This window comes from Olsenella sp. Marseille-QA0557 (assembly GCF_965119725.1).
Classification (GTDB): domain Bacteria; phylum Actinomycetota; class Coriobacteriia; order Coriobacteriales; family Atopobiaceae; genus Coprovicinus; species Coprovicinus avistercoris.
Map to the genome: position 1 here is coordinate 284,094 of NZ_CBCPMI010000001.1, position 21,948 is coordinate 306,041.

Sequence of the window (21,948 nt, forward strand, 5' to 3'; positions counted from 1 at the left end):
AAGAATCCATTGTTTGTATTGATACTATGCTGTTCTTTTTGGAACGAGCTCAATAGCCTGTTTACCCGAAAGCGCCTCAATGGTGAACTCAAGCACCAATACACTATTTAAAGACCGATTAATCTCTTCGGAAGTTTCTTGAGCATGACCCGGCCAATAACGTTCAACAAGTGCCATAAGTGAGCTGCGAATATGCTCTGGATCGTCCACTACTCGAATATGGCCTAACGCAATAACGCTCCTAAAATACGTGGTAAGGCTCTCGGGAACCACCTTATCTGCATCTATCACGCAAAACGAAGCTGCAGCACCTTCAGGTCCAACAGCACGAATAAGCTCAAGTTTATGACCTGCTGAAGCGCAATGAAAGATAAGCGTATTATCACGGCGCGCATGACTCAAAGGTACCTGGTAAGGACACCCAAGCTCGCTATCTGTAAGAGCAAGCACACCTGAGGTTGTACGATCAAGCACTTCGAGGCACTCATCTTGAGAAAGCGCCTGACGAGACCTGCGCATCTTGGGAAGATTCCACTTCGTTTTCTGTTCCTCGGCGCTCATGAAAACCCCTTTACTTACGCTTATTACTATTGCTTGTTACCCCATAATGAAAAAAGCTACATCCCAACCATAAAGCCTAAACATATTATTCATAGAATAAGACACACACCAATACATTCGCATGCATAGCAAATCTGCAAAACAGTTCTCTGCGCTATACGTAGCCCTGTAATAAGGAGAAACATGTTCAAGCTCAGGCGATATCTCCGAGGACATTACCTCGAATGCATCCTCGCGCCTGCATTTAAAGGCCTTGAGGCCATTCTGCAGCTGTTTGTGCCGCTCATTATGGCTCAAGTTATCGATGTGGGAATTGCACACCACGATGCATCTTATGTGCTCCTTCACGGAGCAGCTCTCGTGGCTTTAGGACTTTTCTGTTATGTGGTCTCGGTTATTGCGCAGTATCTTTCGTCGCGTTTAGCCGCAAGCTGGGGCACTGCTCTTCGTAATGATCTCTACCAGCACATCATGTCGCTCTCGCGTCAAGATATTGAAGCCTTAGGAAGGTCGAGCTTAGTTACGCGCCTCATCAACGACTCCCAACAAGCGCAAGACGGCCTCAACATGTTTTTCCGCCTGATCTTACGAACACCATTCGTGCTGGTCGGCACAGTAGTCTCAGCCCATTTAGTAGATGGATTTGAAGGCGCCACACTCATGGTGGCGATTATCCTTTCAGTTATTGTCGTCCTTTCAATCATGCGTGTAACAACACGCTTGTATCGGCGCGTGCAAGCTCGCCTTGACCACGTACAACTCAAAACCGCAGAAAACCTGGAAGGTGTACGTGTTCTTCGTGCTTTCTGTCGCGAGGATGATGAGAAAAACACTTTCTCTCAGGCAGCGGTGCGTGTACGCAACTTACAGACAAAGAGTGCCAACATCGCTTCTCTGGTAAATCCCCTTACCTATACGCTGGTTAACTGTGGCCTCGTTGCCATTCTGTGGGTTGGCGGCATACGCATTAATGCTGGTTCTCTCTCGCAAGGACAGCTTGTTGCCCTGGTGAGCTACGTAACACAAGCTCTTGTAGAGCTGCTCAAGCTTACTAACCTCATCACCATGCTCGCACGCGCTCAGGCATGCGCCGGACGTATAAACGAAGTGTTCGCCGTTACCCCCTCGCTTGAGGATGGCACCGATCAGGCAAAACTTGCACCGAACGCTCCTGTGCTCGAGCTGCATGATGTTTCATTTGCCTACCCCGGGGCTGCTGGCAAAGCGCTGAGTCATATCGACCTCACCGCACAAGCTGGTGAGGTTATAGGTGTTATTGGCGGAACTGGCTCAGGCAAATCAACCCTCGCCAGTCTTATCATGCGCTTTTATGACGCAACCGAAGGTTCGGTGTATGTGGGCGGCAAAGACGTTCGTACGATTGAACGCAAAAGCCTTAGACGGAGCGTGGGTCTTGTTGAGCAAAACCCGTCACTCTTCTCTGGCACGATTGCCTCCAACCTGCGCTGGGGCAACCAAAAGGCTTCTGAAGAGGATCTTATGGAAGCAGTTGCTACCGCTCAGGCATCCGACGTCATTAATTCACGCGTCGAGAAGCTCGATGCCACTGTTGAACAATTTGGACGCAACTTCTCCGGCGGTCAACGGCAGCGCCTTGCCATTGCGCGTACGGTTGTCCGCCGACCTGCCATTCTTATTCTTGACGATGCAGCCTCGGCACTCGACTTTGCCACCGATGCAGCACTGCGCCGATCAATTGCACATGACCTCCACGACACCTGCACGATCATCATTTCTCAGCGCGTTTCTGCTGTGCGTTCTGCCGACAAGATCATGGTTCTAGATGGCGGATGTGTTGTAGGTATGGGAACTCACGATGAGCTGAAGCGAACCTGCGATGTTTACCGCGAGATCTGCGAATCACAGCTTGTTGATGAGGAGGGATCGCGATGAGCACACTCAAAGCAACAGCTGGTACCCGTCGAACGCAATCCAAAACGGTTCGGCGCCTGTTACGCCTCGTCGCAACTTATCGGCTGCGTCTTGTAGCTGTAGCATTCCTTGTGGTGCTTACTGTTGTGGGCACGCTTACGCTTCCCGTTTTGGCAGGCCATGCGGTTGACTGTGCAATTGGCCCCAATGAAGTTAACTTTGTAGAGCTTGCACATACCGTACTGGCAATGCTCGCAACGATTGTTGGTACCTCAATAAGCCAGTGGGCACTCTACGTAGTTTCTAATCGCATTGCCTACGACGCGGTATACGACTTGCGCACACAAGCCTTTAACCACCTCCAGGAACTGCCCCTCTCTTATATCGATTCACACGAACATGGTGATCTGGCAAGCCGCATCGTAACTGATGCAGAGCAAGTGGCAGCTGGTTTGCTCATGGGTTTCCAACAGTTCCCCACGGGCATTCTCACCATTTTGATAACACTTATCTTTATGTTTGCGCTGAATGTACAGATCGCCATTGTCGTAGCTTTGCTCACTCCCCTTTCTGTATGGGGAGCGCAGTTTATTTCTTCTCACAGCTCACGGCATTTCTCTGGCCTCGTACACTATCGTGGCAAGCTCACGGCTATGGCGGAAGAAACCATCGGAGGCATTTCAACGGTAGAGACTTTTACCATGGGAGACAAGCTTTCCGAGGAGTTCTCCGATGTCGATAAGAAGCTTGGTGAAGAGAGCTTCCGTGCTGTCTTTTTCTCGTCTCTTGCAAACCCAACCATGAGATTCGCAAACGCATTGGTATACGCAGCCATCGGCATATTTGGCGCGTTTGTAGTTATCTCTGGAGGCATTACTGTTGGTGGGCTCACCACCTTCTTGGGATATGCCGATCAGTACGCCAAGCCGTTTAATGACATCACAGGCGTAGTTACCGAGCTTCAGAACTCGATTGCGTGCGCCAGACGTTTGTTCTCCCTCATTGATGAGGACGCTCAAATTCCAGAGCCTTCAAATGCACAGGCGCTTTCTAAGGTGGAAGGCAATGTCAAGCTCGACCATGTGGGCTTCTCTTACGATGGCAAAACGTCAGTACTTACCGACGTGGATCTGTCAGTTCGTCCTGGTCAGCGTATTGCTCTTGTCGGCAAGACCGGATGTGGCAAGACCACCCTCATGAACTTACTCATGCGTTTTTATGACGTTTCAAAAGGTGCTATCTGCATTGACGGTGTGGATGTGCGCGAGTTAACGCGAGCGAGTTTGCGCATGAGCTGGGGCATGGTGCTGCAAGATACCTGGATTCGTCATGCCACCGTACGCGACAATATTGCACTGGGAAAGCCAGACGCCACCGATGAGGAGGTGCGCGCTGCTGCTAAAGAGGCTTACGCCGATGGTTTTATCCAGCGCCTGCCCGAAGGCTACAACACCGTACTCGATGGAAATACATCCTTGTCTGCTGGTCAGCGTCAGCTGCTCTGTATTGCACGCGTTATGCTCGCGCAACCCCAGATGCTTATTCTGGACGAGGCAACCTCTAACATCGATACCCGTACTGAGTTGCTGGTGCAGCGCGCGTTTGACCGTCTTATGGAGGGGCGCACAAGCTTTGTTGTAGCACACCGCCTCTCCACTGTTCGTGATGCCGATCTTATCTGCGTTATGGAGAATGGCACCATACGAGAACGCGGCACCCATGATGAGTTGCTCCGGGCGGGCGGTCTGTACACCACCATTTATCAATCGCAGTTTGCTCCGAGCGAGTAGCTGCCGTACTTTGCTGCAACTCTGTATTTCATTTGTCGGGCTTTGATTTCTGTCCCCCAGAGATTGTATTGTGGAGAAGATAGTTCATCTCTCGGCTCCAAGCCGTGAAACAACCACATTGAAAGGAGCGTTACGATGGCACTGCAGCCTCAGGTTACCGAAGTGCTCAACAACCAGATTAACAAGGAGCTTTACTCCAGCTATCTCTACCTTACCTTTGCAGACTATTACGACGATCGCGGTCTGAAAGGCTTTGCCAACTGGTACGAGATTCAGGCAAAAGAAGAGATGGATCATGCCATGGCAATTCGTCGTTATCTGCTTGATAACGACTTTAAGCCCACGATGGAGGCAATCGACAAGCCCGATAAGACGTTTGATAACGATCTTGCTCCCCTGGAGGCTGGCCTTGAGCACGAGGAATATGTAACGGGCCTTATTCACAACTGCTATGAAATTGCTCATGAGGTTCACGATGTTCGCACCATGCAGTTCCTCGACTGGTTTGTTAAGGAGCAGGGCGAAGAGGAGACCAACGCCCGCGACATGGTCACGAACATGAAGCTCTTTGGTTCCGATCCGAAGGGTCTGTATGACCTTGACCGCGAGTATCAGGCTCGTACCTACGTACAGCAGACCGCGCTCCCGATGTAAGTCCGGTTTGCCTGTAAGCAACTGCGATTTCTTACCATTGCTTTAGCTCTAACCCTGCGATGTTTGTCGCAGGGTTTTTCGTGCGCTAGCCTTGCACTGGCTCTGCGTCGGCTTTAGAGCGAGCCAATTGAGAAAAAGGCTGCCACCACTTGGGGTGACAGCCTTACTTCTTGCACTTGTTATATAAGAGGACTTATGCCTTGCCCAGGGTCTTGCCGCCGTCGACAATAACATCGATGCCGTTGAGAACCTTGCCCTCATCGGAAGCCAGGAATGCGAAGATAGCCGCAACCTCAGACGGCTCAACCATGCGGCCAAGAGGTCCAAGATCGCCAACCTCGCTGGCATTGTCGAAGTCCTGACCAGAGAAGTCTGCAATGGACTGTGTGGCCATAGGAGTAGCAACCCAACCAGGAGAGACGGAGCAGCAACGGATCTTGCCGCCCTCGCCACACTCGTTAGCGATGTTACGGGTCATCTGCTTTACAGCAGCCTTGGATGCAGAGTAGCCAACCTCATAGGTATATGCAGCTGTTGCATCGCCTGAGGAGGTGTTCACGATAACGCCATCGCCCTGTGCCTGCATAATGGGCATGACATAGTGAATGAAGCAGAAGGAACCGATGGTGTTGACCTCGAGAATACGACGGAACTCGGACACCGGATACTCGGCGACAGCCTGGCCCTCATCGGAGATACCAGCGATGTTGCAAAGAACATTTACGGTACCAAAAGCCTCTACGCAGGTGTCTACAGCAGCCTTTACCTGCTCTTCATTGGTAACGTCGGCAGGAGCAATAACATAGCTTCCCTCTGGGAGACCAAGATCGGCAGCAGAAGCTTCGAGTGCCTCTTGCTTGAGGTCTACCATGCAGACCTTAGCGCCTTCATCAACAAAGCGCTTAGTCGTAGCCTTACCAATACCACTTGCAGCACCGGTAACAATTGCAAACTTACCTTCCAGTTTGCCCATAAACGCCCCTTTCTTAGTTCATCCATCCATAAGATATGTCTGCTTATCTTTTAGATCTAGCAGACAACTACTGGTAAATATTAGACCGAAATTATGGGACCAAATACAACATTGACGCATTGTCGGTTACTTGTCGGCGAGCGGCAGTAAGCAACGTTCTGCACTATCAACATGGAGGCACGCATAATCCTATGGCAAAATTTTAAATTGTAATTTGGCTCTAATTATTTAGAAATGCTCCCTGGATAGCTTTGTGAGTAAGCAAGTTAATGACTTATTTAAGTTTTCTAGAGTCAGAAATTCTTTATTTTCTTAATTGGTTTTCGTTATGTCTAGACATTATCCAGGTGATGGTATTTCTAACTCTTGGAAAAAGCACTTTTCTGCATAAAAGAAACACTGAATCCAGGAAAAACGCCATAACAAGGAGAGTAATACAAACAACTGCGAGAAGTATTAAATTGGTTGTGTCTAAAACTCTTCCGCTTAAACATTCAACTAGGAAAAATATACAAAATCCAATCAAGGTACTATAAGCAAGTGGAAACTTATTAATCCGGTCAATTTTTGATTGCATCAATATAGTTTTCCGATTAACCTCCTCTATGATATGAGTAAGTAGCTTTTCCTTACAATCGGTTTTATTTGAATCATCAAAGTTTATTTCATCAAGCTTCTTTATTAATTCAACTTCGGCAATTAAGTTTTTCTGCCAGTCAGTGTCAAAATGATAATTAATAAATTGAGAGATTAAATGTGCAAGAAAAACAAACATTATTGCAGCTATAAACAATCCAATATTAGGATTTCCTGATTCATCGAATATGGTACTTATTAAACTTGTAATCTCACCCATAGTGAATTCCTTCCATTCTATCTATCACAAATATCAGCTTTGTTAGGGCAAAAAAGAATGCCAATAGCATTGTCATAGAAAAACATTGTTAGAAAAGAGAACCAACAGTTACAAATGAACACGTTTCGTAACTCACTTAATCCTTTGGTCTCCAACTTTCAGCTAGCATGCGATCAATAATTTTCGCGAAAACTGACATATTGGATAACTAATATCTAGATCATATTGGTAGTTTTGCCCTAACATTAGAGTAGTTGATTTAATTCGGTACTAACAGCATTAATCCTTACCTTCTACTTCTGTCTGTTTCAGTAATAGATAAGAACTATCAAGAAGTAGATCTAATAAAAAAATATTGATGGTTCCAAGGCGCAATATTGCAGTAAAAGCCAGGTGATTCTCAGTAAAAAAATTTGTCTACCCCAAATTTAAATCGGTCCACAATTTGACACAGAAACATCTAAAACCGATTTAGAAGAACAAAGCTATCAAATGACAGCATCTTATAAACTAATTTAGTTTTGGGAATAGCTCACAATAGAAAGAGGGCTGCAACTTGCGTTGCAGCCCTTAAATTGCAGATATAAAAAATGAATTTTATTTCTTTCCTTGTACTGCACGACCGATTGATTTTAAGACTTCTCTACGTGCAGTACCGTAGGGAGCGATTGGATCGATGATCTTTCGCAGGGGGTTAGTCGGAGAAACTGCCTTTTCATGAATCGGCATTGTATTGGTTGCCTGCCCAGTTACACTATTCTTCGCAAGCTTAGCAATCAGCATTTCATAAAATGGAGTTTTACGTGCATATTGCCAATACTCTGGAGCATAGTCACACTCCGGATTAACCCAAGGTTTCTCCCATCCAGCATAATGAATTATTTTTGGATTAACTCTTGAAGCCATGTATGCATCGTATATTTCGTTCGGAGCAAATTTAAACACCGAATCAATTCGTCCTCCACAATCATGCATAACATTCCATTCGAATGGGAGGAATACCACTCGATCTTGACATTCAGTATTTAAAATATCTTGATCATCATAGATATAATTTGCTCTTGTTACTATATCCATCCATTCAGAAACAGTGTGTAGTTTCCTTAATGCTCTTGTATTAAGCAATAACACTCCCGCTTGGAAATAGTTATAGGGCTTTTTGAGCTTTAATGTCTGAGTAGTATAGGTTAGGCGTTTCCCATCATTCATATTTAAATTACCTAGGTAATCAATATCATGAGCGGCAGCCAACAAGTTGTCGCCTAGCTCAATATCATAAAGCTCTCGAATATTGCCTTTAACAATTAAATCTGAATCAAGGTAAAGGACTTTGTCATAACAATCCAGTATCTCTTGAACCAGGAAACGATAGTACGTTTCCATAGAAATATGCTGGTTGTTTGTCGTTAAGTCATAGCCGGAAATCATACGAGAAACATTATGGAAGCGTATTGAGGCATTTTTATATTGAGAGACAGCCGACTTAATAAGCTCTCTTTTTTCGCCTCCTATATTGCGTTCCAAAATAATAATGTCATAAAAGCGCGTTGGATCCGCATTTGCAAGCATAGACACAATCGTTGTTGTGAGCATGGGCACATATGCGCTATCTGATGCGAAGACAACTGGGATAATTCCCATCTTAATTGCTTCAGGATGAGAAAAGACAATAGGCTCAATCGGATATTGTTTGTCTGGTGATTCAAAGTGCACACATTGCAGTTGTTTTGTTTTCAAATTTTTATTTGTCCGAATAAGATGCCTGTAATAAATATTAAATAATCTCTCCGCAAGATGTCCAGGAGTTCTCAATGCTTCCTTGCTATAGAGAGACATGTCGCATTCATGCATGAACTGTTCCAAAATCGGGAAAAGCCATTCGCAATATTCAGAAAATAATGCCGTTCGCATGATATACATGTTGCAAAAACAAGCTTTATGAGAATTTAAAAATTCTCGAGCATCCCTCTCATAATCAGGATGCTTATCAATAAGGATATTGATGATTGTTGATAAGTCCTTCTTATGAAGTAATGGAGCTGCTTCATAGTGCTCTTGAGGAGTTGTAAAATCCCCCGGTATCGCCGCCAAACTATGAAAGCCGGTGGTTATAAGGTCATAACCATTTATTGCACGTTCTATATGCTTCCTATCCAGTCCATATTTCTTAATGGATTTATCATCAATATATGTATCAATAATCTCTCCATACGGATTCTCAGGATACGTATTCTCTGAAAAATTAAAGTATCTACGATAATGGCAAAACCCTACGTAATCAGAATCCTCAAGAGCGTTTTTCCATGCCCAGTACTGAACGGTCATTTCACAATACATGGGATTTCTGTCGGATATATTGTCATCGCCATCATCATCGTGAAAGCTATCTATAAAACGACCATTTGGCCGAGTTAAGTCTTGTCCTACTTGTACGAGTTGAAAACAAGGATCCTTCGGAATATCAACTCGCTTATGACTGGTAATAAATATTTTAACTCGCTCTTTTCGGCATTCTTCAAGCCTTTTTGCCCCATTGAGCTGTTCAATGTGAGACTCAGCGATGTGTTTCATACGCATATAATTAATGAAATGACTATCTATTGCATCGGAAGTCTTAACCTCATTTGCAGCAGCAAGATATAAGTTAAGAACATCATCATTTGAAGGCAGTTGACCATCAGAAATAAATTGATATGCTCTATCGCGTACAAATCGCCATAGCTCATTGCCCGCTTCAGCGTCACCAACAATGGACCTAAAAGTTTTTGCAGCTTCAAGAAAATCTGTAGCCGACACACGCTCAACCAAAGTATTTCCAACTGACTCAAGGAGTTTTTCTTTTGTGTCCAAAGCTGCTGATTCTAGAAATGAGTCATGACGCTTATTTGCATACTCAATCATTTTTTCGTAACAGTTTTTAATCTGTTTAGCTTCCAAAATAAAACGAGTAAGCGATATTTTGCTTGTTCCAGTAACCCCTAATCCTATGTGATAGTCATACCCAAGAATATCTTGATACTGTTCACCATTAGCCTGATCAACCGTGATAAACAGCTCATAAGCATCTTCTGCTCGATCAAGACGACTATTAGTCATAAGACTAAATGCATTTCTAATTAAAGGTCCTTTAAATACACGATGGGTCATATTCCAAGCATATCGGTATCCGCCTTTTAGGGTAAACATATCGCTAAGTAATTCTTGGCGATTTGCATAGCCTCTGTTTTCATTTGCCCAGATCTGAAAATGTTCGGCTGTGTTTTTCGGCATTCCATTTTCTGGAATGGCTCGCAACCCAAACCTTAAAATATCAACTGAAGAACTATTAAGAGCTTTTTCAAGCTGCGTCAGCACTTCAGGAGAGGAAAGTTCATCATCACCATCTACAAAGATGAGATATTCACCTGTAGATGCCCGCACGCCAATTTTGCGTGTAAGATGCAGCCCTTGATTCGCTGAGTTTACTAGAAGGGTAAAGCGCTTATCTCCAGCAATAGCCTTCTCAATCACGGAGGCGCTTGAGTCCTCACTAGCATCATCCACTAATATAACTTCATAATCCACATAATTCTGAGCTTGAATACTTTCAATACAGCGGCAAATATACTTCTCGATGTTGTAGACCGGAACTACTATTGAGAACCTCGGCAATGTTGCTCCTCTCTGAAAACAGTCAACCATTGCTCAGATAATCATCAAATAATAATCATTCATTATCTCTAACAACTTATTAACAGGTTAGAATCTATTTCGCAGATGAGCAATAAACGTGTCATACATCTTAATAATTATCGCATTACCTTGAAGAAATATCTAAACCGACCAAGAGGAAAGATAGCTAAAACACGTCCTTACGATGATTTGCAATTGGGACATTATTAATAGTATAGATGGACAATTTTAATTTATACTTTTTTGAATGTCCTCAGGAGCTTTCTAATGCTTCTAGGTAGCCACAATACTGCAGACCCAATTCTAAATGCATAGGACTGTTTAATTCCTGTAATTTCATTGACTATTTTTTTATTGTCATTCTTTAACACTGCTATTTCTTTGCGTAAAAGTTCTAGTTCCTGCTTTTCTGCGTTTCTCGCATTCGCAAGTCGTTCATATGCATTAAAAAAAGAATATATGAGACGTAAGTCCTTCGAATCAGAAGTAGCTTTTCTACCTGTTAAGGCCATACTGACAACTGTTGACCATTGTTTTGAAATATCAACCTCGCATATTTGGCGATACTGTTCCAATACGCAAGCACTCATCTCTTCATATTTTTCTGAAGTCAGGGTCAAAACTTTCGATAATGCCAAACCCATAGCATCTATATCCCCCCATGGGACTTGGATAATACCTGAACAGTTATGTGAAAGAACAAGATGAGGCATGTCAAACATTACACAAGGTAATCCCTCATGCATTGCCTCACAAAGAGCAAGTGGGAAACCCTCTGTAGGTGATGTCATGAGAAATAAATCTGCTTGCTTCAAATATGGTTCAGGGTTTGATACTGAACCTGTAAATTGTATTTGATTATATACATTTAATTTTTTTGCTAATACCTCAAGTTCAGCACGAACTTCTTCGTTATCTCCCCCAACCATTATTAAATGTGCGTGTGGAATATTTTGAACGAGACGTGCAAAAGCTTTTATTGCAAGGTCTGGTCGCTTTTCTACTGGATCAAACCGACCAACCCAAACAACCGTTGCACCTTTTTGTTTCCGTGCGGAAAATGATATGCCTCCAAGATAATCCGCCACTGGATTAGCTACTGTGACCACGTTATTACAGAAGACAGACCAATATAAAGCATCAACATCACTCAGGCATACAATAGCATCAGCTAAACGAGCACATTTTTTAACAACAGAAAGGAGCTGTAGTCCATTATCTTTGTCAAAGGGATATGAAGCAGAGCCATGTACTGAATAGACTAATTTCATTCCTGAATCATGAATAGCTTGGCAATCTAATGGAGCGTTTGGGGAGAGCCATGTTCCATAAATTACAAGATGTACTCCTCTGCTCTGAGCCTCATTTTTCCAAAACTCAGAACGATTATCTTGATCTGTAGGCACGATAACTCGTTCAACATTTGGAGGTAAAGAGAGATCTCCTGGACGCTCAGGTTCATCAGTATATAAAACAACCGAATATCCCATACCCAAGAATCTGTTTATCAATTCTAAAGTAACACGTTCGGCTCCACCTATTCCGAATCGCCAATACTGAAAACCAATAATCATATCCAAAGGCCTGTCTTATCCATAACTCATCATTTACCTTAACTTACAGCCTATATTCTAAGAATATTTGCAGCCACAGAGCCACGTTTTACCATGCTCATTCTTATTCAAAACAGCGCTCCTACAATCAATCTCTTGTCAATCAGCGTCATAAACGAGTAAGACCGTTTATCATACAAATTAATGATAAACGGTCTGTTTTAATTGCAAGAGTTTGAAGGCATTAGCACCAGTTAATTTACTTAGCCAAGTGTTGATACCAATTGATTATACAGAGAGTGAGAAACACTCATCCATCCACCATAGACATACACAGTACTAATGCTGCCTTTATGCTTTCCAACAAAATCAAGCACGAGAGGCATCTTATTCGAGTTGACAAGGATGTTTACCGAATTATTAGATCCAGTAAATCCAGCACCTGTCAAAGCGTCATGATAAACATTCGAACTTGAGAAACTCATGCAATTAGCACTCATTCCCTCACTGATTGCCAAATCAGCAAAGTTCAAACTTACTTCAACAGCAGTTTCTCCGCCCATACGAACAACTTCGACACCAAGAGAATTAAGCTGTGTTATCACACTTTCGGGAATACTCAAAGGACCCCCCATGACAATAACACGAGTGTATCCACCCTCTTTGATAGCTTTCACTGTTTCATCAGTAAGCCCACTCTTGTTGTTCGTTAAGAATATGGGCGCTTGCTTAGCGTATGCATATGGCGCTGCTGAAAGAGCGTCCTGATAGGTAAGTGATGTTGCTAAGAGTGCCGTACTTGAGCGCCCATCGGCTATTTTATTAGAAACATTTACAGCAACTGCAGCTGCATCTTTTCCCGAAATACGCTCTACCTGAACTCCTAAATTTCCAATTTCTTTCATTGTTCCATCGGAAACAGATAAAGGCCCTCCTACAATAATTACCTTCTTTGCACCAAGTCTTTTAATTTCATTGGCAGTCTCTGTTCTTAATTTTGAAGTGGGCGTAATTAAAACTGGACAGTCATAATAACCTGCAAGCGAACTAGCTGATAAAGCATCCCAATATCCATCACCACTTGCAACAATTACCGTTTCGCAAGAGCCGTCAGCATAATTTGCATCAACTGCAGTCATGACACCGTATGCATCTTGCCCCCAAAGCCTATTAACAGTTTGTGATGGGTTATCTACTTCAGTCTTTGCAATAACATCTAAATAATGAGCTTTCTCGTCACGATAACGATTTTGCCATCCGGCATGATATTGAGGCTGTGCCTTATAAAAAATGCCTACATTATTAATGACATAATCGCAGAGAACCGTTACAAACTCACTATCTGACATTGAGTTATTGAGACCGGCACCTGGCCAATTGTAGGAACTATACCACTTGCCATCCCAACCGTACCCGCTGGTAACTCCACCAACAAACTTACGCCAGCCGCCGGTTCCAAAGAGGTTGCACATTCCCCAACACAAGCTTTTGACGCTGTCAGAACGATTTGAAATATCAATGCCTCTTGATTTTAAATAACTCTCGGCAGGTAGGTAATACTCCTGATAAGCCCAAGCATTCTGAAGATTAGAAAATTCAGTTGGGTCAGCTTTATAAGCAGCATGCCATGCGGCATTTAAGTCGTTACCCAACTGTGTAAACCTGCCACCACTGAAGGTAGTTCCACTTACATTCCACCCATAGCGAGTACCAATAACTTTTAAACAACTATATTTGGTTGGATTGTAGTTATAGACAGCTTTTAGAAAGTCACCCAGTCCATATCGGTTATCAAATTGGAAAAAACCCATAGCATGGTAACCATCACCTGCGCTCAGGCCTTGGTCATAATTCTGGTTACTTTCCCATTTACAAAAATAAAGTATCTCACCAGACAGTGACATAGGTTGTAAAGAACTCGAGCGCGAATACGGTTCAATACTATCGCCGTAGATATCGTCTTCTTCACCTGTTGGAGCTGACTCAACAAGCTCTTGCTCTTTCTGCTCAGCTTCTTCTGGAGTATAACCCTCTCCTTGTTCAATTACAGAAAAGCGATCATATGTCGTCCCATATAGATCGTAGATTGTATCAGCGTGCGCCTGAGCAGTAAAAATCGTTAAACCTAAAAGCATGGTAGTAACGAATACAATAGATTTGGCAAAAGATTTGAAACGCCTCATCTTTTCTCCTTGATACCATTCAAACTGGCATTATAAAAAATTTGAACAATGATACTTAAAATAATCGATTTAGAGAAAGTCTAGTTCAATAATTCATACACATATAGATTTATCTCAATACTTTTGATCTTTATTCACTATAGGTTTACTTATTTTAACTAAAGAATAAAAACTATCAGATCACGAGAGCAGTACCGAAGTCCTATAAATTCATCAGATAGATACTAAAGTTACAGTACGTCACTTCATAGTCTCTGATACACAGTGATGTAAAGATGATCTATGTAGCAGATTAAAATATGTAATCTGCCAGATACTAATGAGATCTTATTAAAACTCTATTTGCACAACTAACCTTATTTAAGTCCTTTCAATAACTGTTTTTTTATAGCATGAGATCAGTACAGCAAAGATGAACGGGAGAGTGCATATTGTTTGTAAAACATATCGTGTTGGTTCTCCTCCCATACCTGAAACAGGAACCAACATCAAAGTAAACATAAATAACAATATTGGCGAAAAGTATACAAGCTTTTTCAATATATTATTCTTTTGTCCAAAGATCCAAAATAGACAAAAGGTTGGGGCTAATGTAGCCCAAAAAGAGCGGTAGAAAAGTATATTCACCACAGGAATAGTTTGTATATACGTGTAGATATTTCGCGCTCTAAGATTGTTCTGTGTTTGTTGCGGCCAATCAACATACTGAAGAACCGGTTCGTAATACCAGCTAGATTCAGTACACACAACTAAATAATTTGGTGATCCATCCGCATTGTTAAAACCAAACCATCCATGAGTAAGGCCTAGCCAAGCTTCAAAATGCCCAATAGGATTTTCAATAGTTTTTCTTGCCCATAATATGAGGAAATCATCGTAAAGAGATTCGTCTTTTACACTTCTTCCTTTTATTCCATCAACAATTTCAAAGTTATAGAGTGAAGGGATATTCTCATAATCTGTAGAAAGAAAACCATTTATGATCTTTTTGTCTTCATCAGACATACTTCCGTCATCATGAATTACATCATGACCAACCTGTTGAATTAATGTGGCAATTCCCTCTTGTTTACCGCCCGGCTGAACACCTACAGCAGGAAGCACAACTTTAGGCATTATTACAAGGGCAATCAAAGCAACAGCTATGGTAAGTCCGCCAGTCTTTATCCAGAGTTTTCCCCTATGAAAAACAACAATAAGCAGCACTAATGAAAGAACAATTACATAGACTGCAGTCTTTTTTGTTAGAGCACATAGCACTGAAACGATGAATAGCCCTATCAACCAGAAAACATTGTTGAAGCACTTTCCATTACACCGAAATGCTTCAGACCAGAGAAATATGAAGGCCATAAAAAAGACGGCATTGATTGTATCCTTAGCAAGAGACGCAAACATAACTGGAAAAAAGGGAAACAATGCTACAAATACAAGGGTTCCCAAGCACCAATTTTTGTTAGTTCCAAATCTTTTGATTTGCAAAATCAATACCGAAAAAAGAAGTATAGCTGCTATTGCTTGCAACAATACAAGACAAAAAAGCCCCGCGCTCTCACTTCTAAAAATTGTTCTACCTAAATCAGAAAACCAGCCAAAAATAAGCGTATCGAGATAAGGATGATGGTCTGTAAGAGCTTCCCCTCCGTAATATTGAATAAGTTGAGTTGATGTATCTGACCAATAGACGCCAGGATAAAGTAGAGCAAAATATGGGGCCCAACAAACAGCAATACTTAGAACAATTCTTATGTACGACTTTATATTCCAATTAAATCCCAGAAATAACTGATGACAAAATCTGAGCGGCTTCGATTCTTGAACAACTGAATCGCTCTTTTCTTTTACTGTCTCAAAATGATGCGCAATACCCTTATCTATCAGCCAAAATACAATGATGAAGAGGAGTACATAAATGAGCATATGTATATAAAGAAGTCCACCTTTATATCCCAGATTACCGGCATTCGCTGCAACATCATCACCCATTGCAAACAACATGCCTAGAAGTACTGGAATAATCCAGCGGAGTTTTTGTAGGAGTGTTGTTTTATTATTAGCCTGAATTGTCTTCACGTTCAAACATCCAATTCATTACGAAATTCTGCATCAGCTAAAGAGTAAAAAGTAGCCGGAGCATTGGTATTTTTCTACCAAACCATGAGAGTATTCCAGCACATACAAATATAATCACTGCGCAACAAATATTAGCTATTAAGGCTTCAATATTTCCCATTCCAACAAAACATAACATTGGATATGTATCCTGCAATTCAGCAAATAACCAAATTAGCGGAAAATGAAGCATATATATTCCAAAAGTACTACTCCCCAAAGCAGTTACTAATCTTGATAAACCCGGATACTTAATAGTTTGTATGTGCATACAGAGATACAAAACCATGAGCGTGAGAATAATCGTTGGAATAAGCCAATAACCATAGGTAATTGAAAAATTAACCCCTAAGTAAACATGTTGAAAGTGCTGTAAAACAACAATCCAGATAGCAGAAATAAATGAGAGAAAGATGGCCATATTAGGTGTTAACTTCTCTGCTAATTTGTTATTAATTTTTCCTTCAAAAACATCCGCAATAAGTGCGCCACCCACAAAATATAAAACAACATAACCATATGACCCAAAAATATTGAGTGCAGGGAGAGCACTTAACAATGAGGCGTAATTATGCACATCGGCGGCATCGACTATCTCAAGAATAGCTTTGACTGAATCCAAGCAACTTGTAAAGACAAAGATTGTCCCACAGATAAACCAAAGCGGGATACGGTTAGAGGCATCATAAAGCGCTTTCAACGCCGGTAAAAATAAATAGATTGCAATAAGTGCATTGAGAAACCAAAAATGTCCAAGCGACCACCCATCTGGATTTCCACCTAGAAGAGAAAAGACAATATCTCTGAGTGAAGGTATGGTATTTCCCAATACAACCATAACAAAACAAATCGTAAGAAGACGCCAGATCAAAGCCAGAATAACTACGCGTAACAAACGTTGAATATGCTTCTTTGTATCCAAGGGCTTACGAAGCAATAAAGCTCCGTTAACAGCAAAAAAGAGCGGGACACAAATAGCTGTCAAACTCGTTATAGCGTTTGCGCTCAACGAGTTTGGAAAAGCTCTTGTAGAAAACGAGAAGTGCAGAAGTACGACACAGAACATTGCGATACATTTTGCAATGTCAAGCCCTGCAATCCGTTTCGATCTAGTCGGCAAGACTAATCTCCCCGCTCTCTTATATCAGTCTGAAACTAATCTCTTTTGTTTCGCCACACGTCAATTGCACGAAGCTCCCAATCGCGACGGTTGCCTTTCACCACTGTGTCAAGAATCAAACCGCATACCAACATAAGAGCAGCAAGTCCAGCAAAAGCAACGGCAAGAATTGCTGTTGGAAAGCGTGGTACTAATCCGGTTGCCATGAACTCCATTACTACTGGAATACCTAATATCAGTGCAATAACAAAGGAGATAGCTGCCAACAGCGAGAAAAAGCCAAGGGGTTTATAGTCCTTAAAAAGCGAGAAGATCATGCCGAGTACCTTAATACCGTCAGAAACGGTATTGAGCTTAGATTCTGATCCTTCCGGGCGATCACGATAAACAATAGGTACCTGCACAATACGGAAGCGTTTATCTACTGCATGGATAGAAAGCTCGGTCTCAATCTCAAAGCCAGGCGAAAGCACTGGAAGCGTTTCTGCAAATTGCCGGCTAAATGCGCGATAGCCTGTCATTACGTCAGTAAATTCAAAGCCATAGAGCACCTTAATGAGCCAACGCACTAAATCATTTCCAAATCCATGGAAGGCGCGGGTATTTTCTTCTCCATATGTGCCGTTGGAAAGACGATCCCCCACCACATGGTCGGCAGAACCATCCAAAATAGGAGCAAGAAGATCTTTTGCGGCATCAGCAGGATAGGTATCGTCGCCATCTACCATAATGTATGCGTCAGCGTCTATATCACGCAGCATCTGGCGTACAACATTTCCCTTTCCTTGGCGCGGTTCAAAACGAACTGTTGCACCATGTTCACGGGCAATAGCTGAAGTTTCATCCGACGAATTGTTGTCATAAACGTATACAGTCGCATCAGGAAGCTCCTGATGAAAATCGTCGATGACTTTACCAATGGTGAGGGCCTCGTTATAGCATGGAACGAGAACTGCTATCTTTGGGCTATCCGGCATAGCTACTATGCTCCTTACTGGAAAAATTCAACTTCCATCCGCTATTGTCGCACGAAATGTAAATCTTTAATGCAACAGATATAAGCGTATCTGAATTCAAAAATTGCTCAAATGAACGTACTGACAGATTTTATCCGTCTTTATAGGACAGGTCATCCTGTCGCTCCAAAATAATACTTTTAAGCTTCTAAATTATTATTAACTCTAACAAAAACCATTTTGTTTAGTGCATATTACGTCTATCTCATAATTAAGTAAGAAAAAAAATACAACGACATCATATAAACCTTTAGTTGATCAACCTCAAAAACAAGCTGATCTCGGCTGGTAGTTGCATTTTTTAACTCTGATACAACATAAGCAGTGTTGATTTGAGATTGCCTTCATTTGATAGGTGAGAAAAACTCTGACACGCATTGACCTCATCGATGGTCAAGGGAAAATCTTTGACTCGAAAAACAGAGCAGAATCCTGCTTTGCAAGCAGGTAGTCATGGGGATTCTTCATCGAGATATAGTCGAACGAATCGCCCAGGTGCTCCTTGAGGACCGTCGCCTTGCTGGCTTGGCGGATACCTGTCACCAGCATCACTTTGCCCTGTTTCAGCATCCTATCAATCGTTGGCTCTATTTCACGTTCTATATACATGAAATGGCCTCCCTTCCGAGAGGTCCTTTTCTCGCGTTACATCCGTATGGTCAAAATCGGGAGCTGTATTACCAAATTTCACTAACGCTCAATCGTTACAGGCGACTTGGGAGTAATGTCGTAAACCACACGGTTCACGCCCGGAACTTTACTCAGGACATCATTGCTACCTTACTGATATTAGAACGTTTATTCTTGATCAGGCAATGCACACTCCATCTATAGCCGTATAACATTCAATGTAGTGAGAACTCCTAAAACCGGTCAGCCCTACATGCGTCAAAATCTGCTGATAGCGCACTTTGGCATATATCCGCCCTCTGAAGGCAAGCTTATTCTCTACTCTCGCTGTAGTTCAGTACCTGTCAGCATCATCCCAACCAGCACTAACTGGCACGACTGACGTACAACGAGTCAGATGATATTGAGTAGAAAGACCATCAAGACCGTTCCCCGTCGCGCGTACCTCGAATGAGATTGCGGGAGAGCATCGCCTCGAACGTGTTGGCGGCCCCGGAATGCTCAACGATAAGTCCATCAGACACTCGGTCGATATTCACAGCATAGATGACCATTCGTTCACCATCGGGATCAATTCCGGCAAACGAACACTCGAACGTGCCTGACATGGAGACCTCGCTTACCACGGTTTCGTCCGCGACGTATTGTTTGAGCACGTGGATGGTGAGATCAGGATACGTATGTCGCAACGATTCGATGTGGTTGCGCATACCGGAAATGCCTGTTGGACATAAGGTTTCCCCTTCACGGACAACAAGGTATTCGGAGACACATTCCCTCATCATGTTGAGGGCGCCTCTCGAGACAACTTCTTCATAGAAGCGTCTTACCGGTTCAGTCTTATCTCGACGTTGTACGAGTTCCATAAACTGAAGCTTCGACTCCAGCAGGTCGGCCTTGAAGTGTTGAAGTGTGGTTAAGGATGTTGGCATCACGTTATCGACGATATGAAAAAAGACCGCCGAAACGTCTGCGACCGCAATGCCAAATACGACCAACGCAACGACGATTGTGAATTGCAACACTTCAAGCACAGGGAGGCCGAGTACAGCATTGGTAAACATGCCAAGGCAGAACGTTAGGACGTCCGTGACGCCACTTGTGAAACGATCTAGCCGCACTTGCCTTTGACCAATAAGCTCGTCACACCACGCTATCACCGCATCAAAATCTTGGAGACTACAGACGCCGTTGTCCAAAAGCAGCGTCGCGACATTCTCCGCATGTTGGTCGTACTCGCCAGTCTCCATCTTTGTAAGCAATGTCTTGCGTATAAACCAAAGAAAAGAAAACAGGGCAACGTAAAGAAAAAAGAAGGTTACAAACTCCACGTAGGATCTGCATCTGCTATCCGGAAGAAGGAACACCTCTGCGATGTACAAAATGAACAGAATGAGTACGAGCGCTAGGCGCAATTTGCCAGATAGGGAGAGGCCGGACCGCTCAGTTGAGCATGCGTTTCTGACTTTGTTTCCCCGATGCTGCAAATTGTCTGTACATCCGCCTCTCCTAAGTGAAAGCCAGGCGTGGAAAAGCCTATGCATGGCAGATCCCTTCTCTTCTCAAGGCTACTATTTCACTGTTATCGACAGTAAAAGCAGCTCATATTGGAATGAGTTGTCTCGAATCGCTCGTTATGAGCCAGAAGATCTGGACTACGTACGGCACGGTTGTTGTTTGAGAGTTAGCAACCTGAGGTAGTCGTCGAATCCGGATTTTATTTGTTCTCATTATCCCACGAATGCGACAAGGCCGGCAGCATGCCCGATTTAGTTGAAGTGTAAACCTAACCAAATAAAGAGGCAGTAAAACCTCTCGTACACAGGCACCCGCCTACTCTCACGAATAAGCTTTAATCCGTTAGACAGCCACTCCAGCAAGGGGTTGCACACAAGAGGCCACGCAAACAAAAAGAGCCACGGAAACCCCTTGGTCTCCGTGGCCCTACAAACCAGCACTTAAGAGCTCGTCTTACTCCAGACCAGCCATGAACTCCTCTACCTCAGGCATAAACGGATAGCCCTCGCCCGGACGAGTAGTCATCGTACCCTCGCGCGTGACCTTGAATGCAGCATACTTGCTTGCCCACTCGCAAGCCTCCTGCAGGGTCTTACCCCAAGCAAGGTTGGCAGCAACAGCAGCCAAATAACCATCGCCTGCACCAATGGTGTAGATAGCCTTCACCGGAGTTGCAGCCACGGTAAAGAATTCGTCACCATCAAGAATGGCAGAACCCTCATCGCCGCAGGTCATAATGACGCCATGGCAGCCATGATCAGCAACGATCTGGCGGCAAATCTTCTCCCACTCCTCATCGGAATCCTCGGGAAGACCGCACAGAACACGGGCCTCAACATCGTTTACCACCAGGAAGTCCAGATAAGAGAGATCGCCCATGGGCTCACTGGGCAGTGGTGAAGCATTGCACAGTGTTGTCATGCCAAACTCTTCTTTGGCGATCTTGGCGCCATCAAGAGCGATCTTATACGGCATGCCAAAGCCGGTGACAAACACCTTGGCTTCCTTCATTGCCTCAATAGCGTCATGAACTTCCTCATGCGTCAAAGCCTTGCACGCAGAGTCGCCGTCAACAATGGTGTTGAGACCATCATCGTCGATCATGATAAGGCCGGTGCCCGTAGAAACGGAATGGTCACGATACATGTAGGTGGTATCCACGCCAGCAGCGCTCATCCACTCGTCGCCCATATCGCCCCAGGGGTCATATCCCACCTTGCCGATATAGCCAACGCTCACACCAAGACGACCCATAGCAACAGAAACGGTTGCACCCTTGCCGCCATCTTCCTCAACATGCCAGTCCCAAGCTTCCATAGTCTCACCGCGGCGAGGAAGACGATGCACGTAGCACACCTGGCCTACGCCGTGGGAGTTCATAACAATAACGTCAATCGGTCCATTCTTACCCATGGTG

Annotated in this window: 16 protein-coding genes; 3 read left to right on the forward strand and 13 right to left on the reverse strand. The window is 43.4% G+C overall.

What is annotated here, in order from left to right; translation table 11 throughout:
- Window positions 1–24: 24 nt before the first annotated feature.
- Window positions 25–561, reverse strand: a complete 537-nt coding sequence (locus tag ACQY6Y_RS01330) for a pyridoxamine 5'-phosphate oxidase family protein (RefSeq protein ID WP_428378506.1) — start codon at window positions 559–561, stop codon at window positions 25–27.
- A 183-nt stretch (window positions 562–744) separates the two neighbouring features.
- Between ACQY6Y_RS01330 and ACQY6Y_RS01335 the strand changes: the two genes are divergently transcribed.
- The 3 genes from ACQY6Y_RS01335 to ACQY6Y_RS01345 all read left to right on the forward strand — a co-directional run bounded on the left by ACQY6Y_RS01335 (window position 745) and on the right by ACQY6Y_RS01345 (window position 4,898).
- Entirely contained in the window at window positions 745–2,475 is a 1,731-nt protein-coding gene (locus ACQY6Y_RS01335; RefSeq protein WP_428378507.1) for an ABC transporter ATP-binding protein, read from the forward strand.
- Window positions 2,472–4,244, forward strand: coding sequence for an ABC transporter ATP-binding protein (locus tag ACQY6Y_RS01340; protein WP_428378508.1), 1,773 nt, complete (start codon window positions 2,472–2,474; stop codon window positions 4,242–4,244). Before ACQY6Y_RS01335 ends, ACQY6Y_RS01340 begins: the two co-directional genes overlap by 4 nt.
- Window positions 4,245–4,379: 135 nt before the next feature.
- A complete protein-coding gene (locus ACQY6Y_RS01345; protein ID WP_428378509.1) occupies window positions 4,380–4,898 on the forward strand; it encodes a ferritin in 519 nt (172 codons plus the stop codon).
- Window positions 4,899–5,091: 193 nt separating this feature from the next.
- Here the strand turns inward: ACQY6Y_RS01345 and ACQY6Y_RS01350 are convergent, their stop codons facing one another.
- The 12 genes from ACQY6Y_RS01350 to ACQY6Y_RS01405 form a co-directional block, all read right to left on the reverse strand.
- Window positions 5,092–5,871 carry an SDR family NAD(P)-dependent oxidoreductase gene (locus ACQY6Y_RS01350; protein WP_428378510.1) on the reverse strand — a complete coding sequence of 260 codons (780 nt, stop codon included), beginning with the start codon at window positions 5,869–5,871 and terminating at the stop codon, window positions 5,092–5,094.
- Window positions 5,872–6,175: 304 nt separating this feature from the next.
- On the reverse strand, window positions 6,176–6,727 hold the full coding sequence (locus tag ACQY6Y_RS01355; RefSeq protein WP_428378511.1) for a hypothetical protein: 552 nt from the start codon (window positions 6,725–6,727) through the stop codon (window positions 6,176–6,178).
- Between the two features lie 597 nt (window positions 6,728–7,324).
- Window positions 7,325–10,378 carry a DUF4422 domain-containing protein gene (locus ACQY6Y_RS01360; RefSeq protein WP_428378512.1) on the reverse strand — a complete coding sequence of 1,018 codons (3,054 nt, stop codon included), beginning with the start codon at window positions 10,376–10,378 and terminating at the stop codon, window positions 7,325–7,327.
- Window positions 10,379–10,632: 254 nt separating this feature from the next.
- The gene (locus ACQY6Y_RS01365) at window positions 10,633–11,973 is read right to left on the reverse strand and encodes a glycosyltransferase (RefSeq protein WP_428379934.1); all 1,341 of its coding nucleotides are present in this window, start codon (window positions 11,971–11,973) and stop codon (window positions 10,633–10,635) included.
- Between the two features lie 242 nt (window positions 11,974–12,215).
- Complete coding sequence (locus ACQY6Y_RS01370) at window positions 12,216–14,135, reverse strand: cell wall-binding repeat-containing protein (protein WP_428378513.1); 1,920 nt, start codon at window positions 14,133–14,135, stop codon at window positions 12,216–12,218.
- Between the two features lie 360 nt (window positions 14,136–14,495).
- On the reverse strand, window positions 14,496–16,208 hold the full coding sequence (locus ACQY6Y_RS01375) for a DUF6020 family protein (RefSeq protein ID WP_428378514.1): 1,713 nt from the start codon (window positions 16,206–16,208) through the stop codon (window positions 14,496–14,498).
- A gap of 37 nt (window positions 16,209–16,245) precedes the next feature.
- Window positions 16,246–17,367: an acyltransferase gene (locus ACQY6Y_RS01380; RefSeq protein ID WP_428378515.1), complete on the reverse strand. Its 1,122-nt coding sequence runs from the start codon at window positions 17,365–17,367 to the stop codon at window positions 16,246–16,248.
- Between the two features lie 35 nt (window positions 17,368–17,402).
- Window positions 17,403–18,344: a glycosyltransferase gene (locus tag ACQY6Y_RS01385; protein WP_428378516.1), complete on the reverse strand. Its 942-nt coding sequence runs from the start codon at window positions 18,342–18,344 to the stop codon at window positions 17,403–17,405.
- Between the two features lie 432 nt (window positions 18,345–18,776).
- Window positions 18,777–18,992, reverse strand: a complete 216-nt coding sequence (locus ACQY6Y_RS01390; RefSeq protein ID WP_428378517.1) for a hypothetical protein — start codon at window positions 18,990–18,992, stop codon at window positions 18,777–18,779.
- Between the two features lie 81 nt (window positions 18,993–19,073).
- Window positions 19,074–19,148 (reverse strand): hypothetical protein, encoded by a 75-nt coding sequence (locus ACQY6Y_RS01395; RefSeq protein WP_428379935.1) that lies wholly within the window; start codon window positions 19,146–19,148, stop codon window positions 19,074–19,076.
- A gap of 284 nt (window positions 19,149–19,432) precedes the next feature.
- Entirely contained in the window at window positions 19,433–20,344 is a 912-nt protein-coding gene (locus tag ACQY6Y_RS01400; protein ID WP_428378518.1) for an ester cyclase, read from the reverse strand.
- A gap of 640 nt (window positions 20,345–20,984) precedes the next feature.
- Window positions 20,985–21,944 carry a PfkB family carbohydrate kinase gene (locus tag ACQY6Y_RS01405; protein WP_428378519.1) on the reverse strand — a complete coding sequence of 320 codons (960 nt, stop codon included), beginning with the start codon at window positions 21,942–21,944 and terminating at the stop codon, window positions 20,985–20,987.
- Between the last annotated feature and the right edge of the window lie 4 nt (window positions 21,945–21,948).

What these genes read in the sequence shown, in the direction of transcription:
- ACQY6Y_RS01330 (WP_428378506.1), bottom strand. Translation starts at nt 561, where the DNA reads ATGAGCGCCGAGGAACAGAAAACGAAGTGGAATCTTCCCAAGATGCGC.
- ACQY6Y_RS01335 (WP_428378507.1), top strand. Translation starts at nt 745, where the DNA reads ATGTTCAAGCTCAGGCGATATCTCCGAGGACATTACCTCGAATGCATC.
- ACQY6Y_RS01340 (WP_428378508.1), top strand. Translation starts at nt 2,472, where the DNA reads ATGAGCACACTCAAAGCAACAGCTGGTACCCGTCGAACGCAATCCAAA.
- ACQY6Y_RS01345 (WP_428378509.1), top strand. Translation starts at nt 4,380, where the DNA reads ATGGCACTGCAGCCTCAGGTTACCGAAGTGCTCAACAACCAGATTAAC.
- ACQY6Y_RS01350 (WP_428378510.1), bottom strand. Translation starts at nt 5,871, where the DNA reads ATGGGCAAACTGGAAGGTAAGTTTGCAATTGTTACCGGTGCTGCAAGT.
- ACQY6Y_RS01355 (WP_428378511.1), bottom strand. Translation starts at nt 6,727, where the DNA reads ATGGGTGAGATTACAAGTTTAATAAGTACCATATTCGATGAATCAGGA.
- ACQY6Y_RS01365 (WP_428379934.1), bottom strand. Translation starts at nt 11,973, where the DNA reads ATGATTATTGGTTTTCAGTATTGGCGATTCGGAATAGGTGGAGCCGAA.
- ACQY6Y_RS01370 (WP_428378513.1), bottom strand. Translation starts at nt 14,135, where the DNA reads ATGAGGCGTTTCAAATCTTTTGCCAAATCTATTGTATTCGTTACTACC.
- ACQY6Y_RS01385 (WP_428378516.1), bottom strand. Translation starts at nt 18,344, where the DNA reads ATGCCGGATAGCCCAAAGATAGCAGTTCTCGTTCCATGCTATAACGAG.
- ACQY6Y_RS01390 (WP_428378517.1), bottom strand. Translation starts at nt 18,992, where the DNA reads ATGTATATAGAACGTGAAATAGAGCCAACGATTGATAGGATGCTGAAA.
- ACQY6Y_RS01405 (WP_428378519.1), bottom strand. Translation starts at nt 21,944, where the DNA reads ATGGGTAAGAATGGACCGATTGACGTTATTGTTATGAACTCCCACGGC.